Raw genomic sequence first — 11,553 nt, forward strand, 5'->3', positions numbered from 1 at the left:
GTGTCGGATGAGGCGATCGTAAGCGCTGCGGCGCCCGCCGGCGCGCACGCAAGGATCGTCCCGAGCAGAAACGGATGATCTTCTTCTGTTCGATCCAGCGGCGGCTGCGCAGGGCCGGCACGCCGGCCCGAAACGCGTCACAATGCGCGTTCGGCACCTGATCTGGTGGAGACCATCAATGAGCGATCCGATTCTTGCCGCGCCGGCGGACAACGGCGTCCCGGTCAGCCTGCGCTCCAGCCGCGGGCTGGGCTGGCGCGGCTTCGGCGCGTCGCTGCTGGAGATTCGCGCGGGGACGTACCGGATTCCGGCGGCGGAGCATCACCGGATCGGCGTGCATATCGGCGCGCCGGTGCGCGCGGATTGCGTGTGCGACGGCGAGCGCGTGTCGCGCATCCAGGCGCACGGCGACGTCGACGTGATTCCGGCCGGCCTGCCCGGCCAATGGACCGACAGCGCCGATTGCCGGATTCTGCATATCGCGCTCAGCGACACCTTCGTGCGGCGCACCGTCGAACAGCTCGAACTGAAGCCGTCGCACGCGCAGATCCGCCGGCGGCTACAGGTGCGCGACCCGCGGCTGCAGCACATCGCGTGGGCGATGGCCGCCGAACTCGAAGCGGAAGACGCATCGGACCCGCTCTACGCGGAGAGCCTGTGCACGGCGCTCGTCGCGCGCCTGGTCGACGGCCAGCCCGTGTTTCGCGAACGCCGGCGCACGCTCGCGCCGAAGGCGGCGGCGCGCGTGATCGACTATGTCGAGGCGAATCTCGACCGGCGCATGACGCTGGCCGAGCTCGCGGCGCTCGTGTCGATCAGCGTGCCGCATTTCAAGGTGCTGTTCCGCGAAACGCTCGGGATGCCCGTGCACCAGTACGTCGTGCGGCGCCGGGTGGAGCGCGCGAAGACACTGCTGCTCGAAGGCCGGCTCAGCATCAGCCAGATCGCGCTGGAGGCCGGGTTTGCGCATCAGAGCCACATGGCGAACTGGATGAACCGCGTGCTGGGGGCGACGCCGATGGAGATCGCGCGGTCGGGCGCGCGGGGCGGGTTGCGGCTGGCTTATGACGGTGAGGATGGCGGGAAAGACGCATAACGCAACAGCGGTACACGGGCGTTGCGTTTGATCCGACGGTAATTGTCCAACAGATTGTTGGACAATTGTTGCGTTCGCCTTCGCCGGTTTTGACGAGCTTGTATCGGGGTGCACGCATGGATATGGCGTACTCGGCATGTCATCCTTTCCTGCTCGATTCATCCCTCCGTGCGCGCCTTCTCGGCCGCGCAACCCGACAATCACAGCACCTTCATCCCTCAGGAGCGAATCGTGTTCGTGATCTTCGGAGCATCCGGCAACGTCGGCTTGTCGACCGTGACGACCTTGCGCAACGCAGGCCATTCCGTACGCACGGTGCTGCGCGACGCGCGCCATCGTGAACGTTTCGTGCAGCTCGGCTGCGATGTCGCGATCGCGGACCTGACGGACGCGAACGCGATCGCCGCGGCGATCGACGGCGCGCAGGCCGTGCAGATACTGTGCCCGGTGCCGGCCGCCGATCCCGATCCGGCCGCGACGATGACGCGGACGATGGACGTCGCGACTGCCGCGCTCGCCGCGAATCCGCCGCCGGCGCTGCTAGCGTTGTCGGATTACGGCGCGGAGCTTGAAGGCAATACGGGTATCACGCGTCTGTTTCATGATTTCGAGGAACGTCTGAAGACGATTCCGACGCAGTTGACGCTGCTGCGCTCGGCCGAACATCTGCAGAACTGGGCGCGCGTGCTGCCGGTCGCGCTCGGCACCGGCGTGCTGCCGAGCTTCCATCATCCGGTCGGCAAGGTGTTTCCGACGGTCTGGGCTTCCGACGTGGGCGTCATCGCGGCGCGGCTGTTGCTCGATGCGCCGGAAGGCGGCAGCGGGCCGCGCATCGTCAGCGTCGAAGGGCCGCGGCGGGTGAGCGTGACGGCGATCGCGGAGACGTTGGGCGCGGCGGCAGGCCGTGCGATCGTCGCGCGCGAGCTGCCGCGCGACACGTGGAACGCGACGCTGCTGCGCGCAGGGCTCAGCGAACGTCATGCGCAGCTGATCGTCGACCTGTATGACGTGCACAACGCGGGGCGGATCGACGTGGAGGCTGGTGTGTCGGAGCGGGTGTGCGGGACGACGCCGCTGGAGGAAGGGCTTGCTGTGCTTGTGCGCGCGCATGCGGCGCGGGCGTGAGGCAGGTAACCGGCATCTGGCGTCGATATCGATGGACCGGGATTCGCAAGTCGCGAAACCCGGTCGCGACTTCGGGGCGCACGTCAACCGTGCCCGGTGCTCCGGCGTTTCAACCACATGCGCCCGGGAGGCTCGAAATACGTACCGAACCGCACGAGTCCGGCCTTCTTCAGATGGCACGTCATTTCAAAACTCACCAGCACGCCGGGATCGTCGTTTTCGAGGATGGCGACGTCGATCGAGCGGATACGGGGCTCATATTTCAGGAGCGTCGCCTCCATCTGCTGCTTGAGCATGTGGGCTGACGCGGGCAGCGCCTTGTAGATGTTCGTCAGATCCGGCAGACCGTAGTCCGGCAGATGTTTCAGCGCGCCGGCACGCGAGTTCAGGATGCGCTGCACATTTTGCTGGACGCTCATGCATTCGAGTGTCCGGTCGTCGTAAGCATCGAGCGGCTCGCCGCCGATCTGGCCGAGCAGCATGTCGTAAAGCGAAGGGCTGGGGTTCATTGCGTCGCGGATTCCGATGTCGTTCAATTTCGCATTCGATGTCGTTTGGACGCTCCAGCGACGCCGCGGACGAGCGGCCGGACGCAGGCGATCAGTAACGCGACCACTGCCGCGGCCAGAAAGAGTACGAGCGCCATCCACGCAGACCCAACGATTGAATCGAGGCCCCCACCTTTGCTACCGCTGACGCCTCCCGCAAGTGGAGCGCCCGCATATAGCACCGGTACTGGACTGGTGATTGCGTAGCCTAATGCGTAGCAAAGCAATGATCCCGTCGAAGGAAGATGCCATGTTGTTTGAGGCGTGCGGCGCATGCGAAAAATTTTTATGGAATGCGCATCAGGCTGAACACGGCGTATCCCCCCCGAGTGATAAAAGCAAGAGAATTTCCAAGACGGTTCCTTGTCGACGAACAGCAATGGATCGGGTTTGGTCGTCATTGATGTATGGCGGCCATCTATTTAAAGTAATCTGCCGCGTTGCTCCGATCGATGAAATCGATCGTCAGGTTTCCGTCGGCCGTGCTCGACAGCACGATCCTCGCGGGTGCGGCCCCGGTAGTCATCCGCACGAGCAGTTCACGCGACACGTTCGGCAGAATCCGCTGGTTGAGGAATGCATCGACGTTGCGCGCCCCGGACTCGCGCGCGAGGCAAAGCGCGGCCATCGCGTCGATCAACGATTCGTCGCACACCAGCTCGACGCCGTGTTGCCGACGCAGGCGGTCGGCGACTTTCGACAGCTTGAGCCGCACGATCGACGCGAGCGCGACGGCATCGAGCGGCCGATAGACCAGCGACTGGAAGCGCGCGAGCAGCGCGGGCTGGAAGTGCGCGACAAGCTGCGGGTGGATCGACTCGAGCAACGCCGCCTGGGAAATTTGCGGATCGTTGGCGGTCATCTCGTCAATCCGTGTGCTGCCGAGATTGGACGTCATCAGAATCACGCAATTGCGGAAGTCGATCTCGCGTCCTTCGCCGTCGCGCATCATGCCGCGGTCGAACACCTGATAGAACACGTCGAGCACGTCACGGTGGGCCTTTTCGACTTCATCGAGCAGCACGACGCCGTACGGCCGCTGCCGCACGGCTTCGGTCAGGATGCCGCCGCGTCCGTAGCCGACATAGCCCGGTGGCGACCCTTTCAGTTGCGACACCGTGTGTGCTTCCTGATATTCCGACATGTTGATCGACGTGAGCGCGGCCTCGCCGCCGAACAGCAGGTCGGCCAGGGCCAGCGCCGTTTCGGTCTTGCCGACGCCCGATGGCCCTGCGAGTAGAAAGACGCCGAGTGGCGCATGTTCGTTCTTGAGGCCTGCCTTTGCGGTGCGCAGGCTCTCCGCGAGCGCAGCCAGCGCATCGTCTTGTGCGACTACCCGCATGGCCAGCTGCTGTTCGAGATTCAGCAGGCTCAGCAGTTCGTCTTCGACGAGGTTGCCGACCGGCACGCCTGTCCATTCCGCAACGATACGCGCGACGGCCGCCGCATCGACGTCGACGGAGATCAACGGCGCCTTGCCTTGCCGGTCGGCCAGTCGGCGTTTGATGTCGTCGAGCGGGCCACGGCCGGACGCCGAGCCGCCTTCGGCGAGCTCGGCTCGATGCTGGTGAACGAGGCGGACCAGCTCGAGTTCGCCGACGTGGCGCGCCTGCAAGCCGGTCAGGATGTTCCGCGCCTGGGAAAGCGCGTGCTCCAGCGTCACGCGCCGGGGAGCAACATCATCGATACCCGCTTGCGCGTCCGCGTCGAGCGTCGCCAGCTCGAGTTCGAGGGCGGAGACGGTGGCGCGTGCGCGTTGCAGTTCGGCTGGGGGCGATTCAAGTCCGATTCGCACCCGTGCGGCTGCGGTATCGATCAGGTCGACCGCCTTGTCCGGCAGTTGACGCGCGGGGATATAGCGCCGCGAGAGTTTCACCGCCGCGATCAGCGCCTCATCCCGAATGTGCACATCGTGATATTCCGCATAGCGGCGCTTCAGGCCCCGCAACATCAGGCACGCCGCATCGTCGTCGGGCTCGTCGACCTTGATGATCTGGAAGCGGCGCTCGAGCGCGGCGTCGCGCTCGAAGAATTCCTTGTACTCCGACCATGTCGTTGCCGCGATCGTACGCAGTTCGCCGCGCGCGAGCGCCGGTTTGAGCAGGTTCGCGGCATCGGCGCCCCCGGCGGTATTACCCGCGCCGATCAATGTGTGCGCCTCGTCGATGAAGAGCAGGATCGGCTCGGGTGAAGACTGAACCTCGTCGATGACGGTCTTCAAGCGTTGCTCGAATTCCCCTTTCACCCCGGCGCCGGCTTGCAGCAGGCCCAAATCGAGTGTCAGGATGCGCACGTCACGAATCACGTTCGGGACGCTTTCCTCGGCGACGCGCAGCGCGAGGCCTTCGACGAGCGCGGTTTTGCCGACGCCCGGCTCGCCGACGAGGATCGGATTGTTCTTGCGCCGACGCGCGAGCACGTCGACCATCTGCTGGATTTCGCGATCACGGCCGAACACCGGATCGATCGCGCCGCGTCGAGCCTTGTCGGTCAGGTCGATCGCGAAGCGGGAAAGGGCGTCACCGTCGGTGGTTCGCTGGGGCGCGAGCGTTGCTGCCGCGGCGGGTGCCGCTGATACGGGCGTCGGATTGGCCGCGCGGACGACCGGATGGTCGTCCGCACCTGCTTCGATATCGTTCGGACGCGAGCGCTCGCATGAACGATGAGCAAGACGCGGCAGGACGCGACGGATCTGCGTGCTGCTGACGGACAACAGAGGCCACGCGTTTTGCGCACGCAGCACGTGGGGCCGATCGACGATCGCCTGCAGCAAATCGCCGGATCGGATGGTCGAATCGTCCGTCTCGGACGCAGCGTGCAGCCATGCGTCTTGCAGCAGGGTCGCCAGTTGTGGAGACAGTGCCGGCTTGCCCCGAAGATTGCGTGGCAGGTGCTCGATCGATGTGAGCAGCACATCCCACACGGTGTCGAGGTCGATACCGTAGTGCCGCAGGATCGCCGGGATGTCTCCATCGCCGGCCTCCATCAGTTTCAGCAGCCAGTGCTCGACGGTGATCTCGTCCGCGAGACGCGTCTGGCATAAGCTCGCGGCCGCTTCGAGCGCCTTCGCGCAGTGCGGATTGAGTCGGCGGAGCAGGTGGGTCGTGTCGCGCGGAGTCATGTCGATGTCTGAAGAGGGAAGGGTCGACGCGCAGTCGCTGGCCTGACTGGGTCTCGAGGACAGGAAGGCCAGCCTGACCCAGTCAGGCTGGCAAAAGAACCGCGCGAGGCGCCGGCGGTTCGACCATCGATAGGGATCAGGACCGCTCGTTCCAGGTGTCTTTGTGAATAATGTTGCCGTCCTTGTACGACCAGGTGATCGTTTCGTAGCGAAGCTCCACGTTTTCGAGGTGGTTGTGCTTCTCGTAGTCCGGATTCTTGATGTCGTGCATGACCGGATTCACGGCGACGATCTTCACGTTGTCGAGCTTCGTGTTGAAGTACTCCTTCTCCTTGCCCGCGTCGTCGATCTTGTACCACTTGATCTCGACCGACTTGAGCGTCTGGCCGCTCGTCACGGCCTTGTACAGATACGGGGTCGACGCGTCGGTTTCCTTCGTCAGCGTGATCGGCTTGTGGACGCGCGTGCCCGTCAGCTTGCCGGTGTTGCCGTCCGTGGGGATATGCACGCCGTGGTCGAAGGCGACGAGTTCGACGCTGCCTTCGCGATCCTGAACCGTCACCGATCCCTTGATGTCGGCGCCGCCGTCGTCCTTGAGCCACATGTAAGCCGGAATTGCCATTGCCTTGCTCCTTGATATTGCACTGTACGCACTACTAAACTCGCCAGGAGCGAGCCCCTGACCTTGAGAATCCCGAAGCGGGCTGCTTCGGGGGCTGAACCTGGGTCGCTACTTTCTCGTGTCGGGTACCAGGGTAATTTCCACGCGACGATTTCGCGCGCGTCCGTCGGGCGTATCGTTGCTCGAAAGCGGGCGGGTCATGCCGTAGCCCTGAATCGCAAACCGGGTCGCGGAAATGCCGGATGCGTCGACCAGCCAGTCGCGCACGGCTTCCGCACGTGCGGTCGACAGCTTCAGATTGCTGTCCGGATTGCCCACGTTGTCGGTGTAGCCGGCGACGAGGATGCGTTTGTCGGGATGGGCATTGATCATGTCGAGCGCGCCGACCATCGCACGGTTCGACCCCGGCTTCAGCAGGGCCTTGCCACTATCGAACAGCGACATGCTGTCCAGCGAGACGACCGCAGGGGGAGGCGGCGGCGGCTCGTAAGATGCGATCGCGTTGTTCAGCACCGGAATCAGTTGCGCGCCCCGATACATGCCGAACGACAAGCGCAGCGGAATACCGGTGCGCGCGTAGCGATCGAGTTGATCGCGATTGGCCACGAGCGCCTGCAGTGCGTCCCGCTTCGCTGCGTCGTGCGTTGCCGGGATCGTCGAATAGCGGCGCAGATCGGTGGCGATACGATCCAGCAGCGCTTCGTTGTTCCTGGCTGCACCCCAGAATGCGACGGCAGCGGCGCAGGCGAGCAGGGCGAGCGCGTGGCCCACGGCGGCCTGACGGGGAGACATCCAGTATCGTCGCGGCAGCGCTTCGATCAGCGGCTGCGGGAGCGGCCACGGCGCTGGCGAGGCGGTGGCGGTGGCACGCGCCACGTGCGTCTGCATTTCGACATCGCGTTCCCACAGGTTTCGAGGTGCACTCGCCGGTCCGCAGTCGATCCAGCCGGTGCCGAACAGCACCCATGGCGCCGCCGGCTGTCGTCGGTCCGTCAGTGCGCCGAAAACCACGCGCCGCGTCCAGCCGACGATGGAGGCCAGCGCGGCGGCGCGTGCCGCCGCGACGCCATCGCCGGCCGCGCGCTGAACCTCGTTTTCCGCTGCGCGGACCACGGGCTCGAAACATTCACCGCCCGCCAGACGGGTGGCCGACGACACGCCGTACCACGCCGGCGTCGAGAGGTCGACGGGGCCGGTGGTGAGCCGCTGGTAGACCGCGACATAGCCCGGCAGTCGCGTACCCAGCATGCGGGCCGCATCGGCGACGGCCTGCCGTACGGCATGCAAGTTCCGGGTCAGCGTGTCGGTTTCGGCGTGCAGCGCAGGCGCGACCGACAGCACGACGCCGTCCGGGGCCCGCCCGTCGCGCCACTGCCTGACTGAAACCGCCAGACGTGGCAGATCTTGAGGGCGATCGACGCGCAGCCAGATGCCGCCGTCGCCGACGTGGACGTGCCGGACTTCTCCCGTACGATCGAACAGCGCGGGCAGACCGTCGCCGGTCACCAGCACGAGCGGCATGCGCGTGCGCAGCTTCACCGGGATGTCGGCCGTCGCGGCGCCCAGCGCAGCCAGCATATGCGCGCTCTGGCGACGCGCGCGGGCAAGCGTGCACGTACACCGCACCATGAGTGCGCAGGCAGCAATCGCGGCGGCGACCGAGAGTGCCCAAGCGACGCCTGGACCCAGCGGGAGCACCAGCCAGATCAACGCGAGTCCCAGCGCGGTTGCGAACGCGACCAGCAGGAGGGACGGATACCCGAGCCCTTCGTGGCCGCGATCAGGTGGCCGCTGCGATTGCGCGGAGAGAACAGGGGGGGCGGATTTCACGGGCGAGCGGCCTTTGTCGCCACGAGATGCGCGAGCTGTCCGTCGAGCGTGGCCGACCAGACGCCCCATACGATCGCGGCAGCCACGCACGCGAGTCCGGCGATCGCCCAGGGAGACAGCCGGTAGAACCAGTCGGGCACACGTCGTCCGACGCGATTCGCGATGAATGGCCGATCCGGGGAAGGGCGCAGCGTTTCCAGTCTGGCATTCAACGACGCGATCAGCGCAATCCGCTTGGCTTCGCCGTCACGGGCGTACCGGCCGACGAATCCCATCCCCAGGATGGCCGAGTAGCACTCGAGCAACGCGACGGGCGGCGCGGGTTCGCGCATGCGCGTTTCGAGCCGCTCGAACACGCGTTCACCTGCTTCGTGCAGGTTGAACTGCTCCACCTGCAGCGGCTCGCGCTCCCATGCGGATCGGGATTCGCCGGGCAGGTGTCGCAGCGCTGCTTCGTCGAGCAACCCGCACTGCGCCACCAGCGCGTCGTTGCGCACGTCATCCGGAAAGCCCCGGTGCCGCAGCGCGCTCGCGAATTGCTCGACAAGCTGCTTGCACCGAGCCCGCAACGCGACCGCGTCCTGCGTCTGTCCGCCCGACGTGAGCGTCGTCACGAGCAGCGCGGTGTCGCGCAGCAGATCGCGCATCCCGTCGCTGCGTGGGGTGCTGGCGCCCGTCGCGTTCGGCATCAGGGCGGTGTCGCTTCGATTGGGAGTCAGGGCATTCATGAACGCAACACCGCGTAAAGTTCGAGCGAGGCGTCCGGTACCGACGCAGGCAGATAGATCTGGCAGGCTCGCGCGGCGAGCATCTTCGCGTGCAGGGCACTGGACGCATCGAGCGCGAAATAGTGATTGTCCAGGCGTACCGGGATCGCGCCGGGTACGCGCTGGACAGCCTTGAGCGGGACGCCCAGAAGCGCCGAATTGATGATGTATTCGACGTCCTCGGGCGCGCCGACCTTGCAAAGCCGTGGAAACTGTTCGACCAGCTCGAACGCGGGCACCGGTGCGTTGACCGACAGATACCAGTCGGCGGCATCCGCGACGATCCGTTCGTCGAGGAACTGGGCGGTCCACGTGGTCGGCCCCTTGCGGGTGAGCCCGATCGACACGACCCGTGACGGAATGATGGCGTCGAGCAGCGTGCGGATCAGCGATTCCAGTTTCGCGAACACCTCGTCGGCTCGCACGTGGTCGTACGCCGGGATGTCGGTGAGCCGCGCTTCGGTCGAGAACGTCATCAGTGCGCTCGTCAGTTGCGCGAGCGTCGTGTACAGATGCTCTGGCGGGCGGTTCGGATGCGTGGCGAACAGCCGCAGCTGCGGCCATGCCGCGTGGATGCAATGAAGCAGCCAGAAAAGTTGCACGTCGGCCACGCCGTATTCCGCGACGTCGGTCATGCGTTCACTACGACGCGTACCGAGCGCGAGGGTCCTGGCGTGAAGGATGTCCGTCAGACGATTGATCCGTTCGACGTGCAGCGCATGGCTGGCGAGCGTGAGGCACGGCGGCACGAACTGCTGATCGACCTGGAACTGGCCGCCGGCGCCGCGCGTCAGTCGCGCGATCGCACAGACCGTGTCGTCGGCGTGCGACTCGAAGTCGAACACGAGCCGGACTGCATGCCGTTCGACCGCGATTTCGGCGTCGCCGGTCCCGTTCAGGTCCGTGACCTTGACGAATTCACGGTAAGCGCGCCGCGGGCGAGCGAGCGACGCCTCGTCGAAACGGCAGTTGCTGCCATTCGCATCCGGCAACGCGAGCGCCGCGAACACGACGACGCTCTGCATGTCCGCCGGCACGCCCTGCGTCAGATCGCGCGCAGACGGCAGCGTATCCGCGACGGTCGTATCGATTGGCGTACCGTCCGGAAAAGCCAGCCGCAGGCGGGTGAGTTTCAGGCGCCCTGTCGATAGCGCTTCTTCGTCGACTTCGACGGCGAGCGTTCCCCACGGCTGCGCCATTGTCGCGCCGGCGTACTGACGTAGTGCAAATTCAGCCCATCTATCCTGTTGCTGAAAATGCTGCTGCGTCAGGATGAGGCCCTCGTGCCATAGCGGCTTCGCGATTCGCATGGTCTCTCGTGTGGTTTGTCTGATCGTTATTCGGTTCAAGGGCGTAATCTATACACGACATTTTTATGAGCGTGCAAGCCATTTTGGGAAAAATAAATACTTCGTGTTGCTAATTTGTAATTCTGTGAATGTGAACGAATATAACAATTTGGTAGATGGGTATTTTTTGAGATATCTCGGTTTTCTTGCGAATTTGATCACCGTGCGGAAGGATGCCGTTCGCATCGATGGAAGATCGAAAAGTACCGTGTGATAAGGCATCTGGCATCGTCTGAAAAATGTTTTTGCGTGCGTATTATGGCTTGTGCGCCATTTATCTCGAAAATGCGATCTCGACATTGGATTTGTAAATTGTTTCTAAATGTTTGCGTTTTTTTGCATTTTATCGATGTGGTTTATGTGCGACTCGCTTTGACTATGTCGAGGTTTGGCGTGTATAAGTCCAATGCGATTTCGCCGTGCGAGCGGCGACCATGCGTTGGAATATCGATCGACCCATGTACGCATAGCATCCACGCGTCACGTATCGACGAGGCCGTCGGGTTGAATGCGTCGTGTTCTTGACCAATGCTTGACCATCACTAAATAAGGACTGCAAATGGATAGCTTCCAGAGAGAAATTCCGAAGAGCCGCGTCTCGATCACGCTGGATTTGCATACGGGCGGGGCCCAGAAGAAGGTCGAGCTGCCGTTGAAGCTGCTTGTCGCAGGGGACTTCAGCGCGGGCCGCGAACAGGCGCCGCTGGCCGAACGCAAGAAGGTCAACATCGACAAGAACAACTTCGATGCCGTCCTGGCCGATCACGCACCGGACCTGAAGATTGCCGCCGAGAACACCCTGGCCGGCGACGGCTCGGAGCTGCCGGTGAATCTCTCGTTCCGCTCGATGAAGGATTTCGAGCCCGAGCAGGTTGCTCGGCAAATTCCCGAACTGCAAGCGATGCTGGCGATGCGCAATCTGCTGCGCGACCTCAAGTCGAACCTGCTCGACAACGGCATGTTCCGTCGCGAGTTCGAGAAGATCCTGAAGGACAAGCGCCTGTCCGACAAGCTGCGCGGCGAACTGGGACAAATCGCCACGGCCACCCTGCAACAGGAAGGCCATGCGTGAGCGCGGCCGGCCCAAGACGGCCG

The 11,553-nt window shown here is 64.3% G+C and carries 9 protein-coding genes; 3 read left to right on the forward strand and 6 right to left on the reverse strand.

Annotation, left to right across the window (positions count from 1 at the left end; translation table 11 throughout):
• The first annotated feature begins 178 nt into the window (after window positions 1-178).
• Together HWX07_RS14465 and HWX07_RS14470 are read left to right on the forward strand one after the other, a co-directional pair.
• Window positions 179-1,096, forward strand: coding sequence for an AraC family transcriptional regulator (locus HWX07_RS14465; RefSeq protein ID WP_175876672.1), 918 nt, complete (start codon window positions 179-181; stop codon window positions 1,094-1,096).
• Between the two features lie 231 nt (window positions 1,097-1,327).
• Entirely contained in the window at window positions 1,328-2,221 is an 894-nt protein-coding gene (locus HWX07_RS14470) for an NAD(P)H-binding protein (protein WP_175876673.1), read from the forward strand.
• A gap of 83 nt (window positions 2,222-2,304) precedes the next feature.
• Here HWX07_RS14470 and tssE read toward each other — a convergent pair whose 3' ends face one another.
• The 6 genes from tssE to tssK all read right to left on the reverse strand — a co-directional run bounded on the left by tssE (window position 2,305) and on the right by tssK (window position 10,419).
• Window positions 2,305-2,730, reverse strand: coding sequence for a type VI secretion system baseplate subunit TssE (gene tssE, locus HWX07_RS14475; protein WP_077219851.1), 426 nt, complete (start codon window positions 2,728-2,730; stop codon window positions 2,305-2,307).
• Window positions 2,731-3,187: 457 nt separating this feature from the next.
• Window positions 3,188-5,890: a type VI secretion system ATPase TssH gene (gene tssH, locus HWX07_RS14480; RefSeq protein WP_175876674.1), complete on the reverse strand. Its 2,703-nt coding sequence runs from the start codon at window positions 5,888-5,890 to the stop codon at window positions 3,188-3,190.
• A gap of 136 nt (window positions 5,891-6,026) precedes the next feature.
• Window positions 6,027-6,512: an Hcp family type VI secretion system effector gene (locus HWX07_RS14485; protein WP_006494514.1), complete on the reverse strand. Its 486-nt coding sequence runs from the start codon at window positions 6,510-6,512 to the stop codon at window positions 6,027-6,029.
• 108 nt (window positions 6,513-6,620) lie between these two features.
• On the reverse strand, window positions 6,621-8,342 hold the full coding sequence (locus HWX07_RS14490) for an OmpA family protein (protein ID WP_244129985.1): 1,722 nt from the start codon (window positions 8,340-8,342) through the stop codon (window positions 6,621-6,623).
• A complete protein-coding gene (locus HWX07_RS14495; protein WP_175876676.1) occupies window positions 8,339-9,070 on the reverse strand; it encodes a DotU/TssL family secretion system protein in 732 nt (243 codons plus the stop codon). Before HWX07_RS14495 ends, HWX07_RS14490 begins: the two co-directional genes overlap by 4 nt.
• Window positions 9,067-10,419: a type VI secretion system baseplate subunit TssK gene (tssK, locus tag HWX07_RS14500; protein WP_175876677.1), complete on the reverse strand. Its 1,353-nt coding sequence runs from the start codon at window positions 10,417-10,419 to the stop codon at window positions 9,067-9,069. The genes HWX07_RS14495 and tssK overlap by 4 nt, the downstream gene beginning before the upstream one ends.
• A 598-nt stretch (window positions 10,420-11,017) precedes the next feature.
• Between tssK and tssB the strand changes: the two genes are divergently transcribed.
• Complete coding sequence (gene tssB / locus HWX07_RS14505) at window positions 11,018-11,530, forward strand: type VI secretion system contractile sheath small subunit (RefSeq protein WP_069230479.1); 513 nt, start codon at window positions 11,018-11,020, stop codon at window positions 11,528-11,530.
• Window positions 11,531-11,553 lie beyond the last annotated feature (23 nt).

It is taken from the genome of Burkholderia sp. BCC0097 (assembly GCF_902832985.1).
GTDB classification, from domain to species: domain Bacteria; phylum Pseudomonadota; class Gammaproteobacteria; order Burkholderiales; family Burkholderiaceae; genus Burkholderia; species Burkholderia orbicola.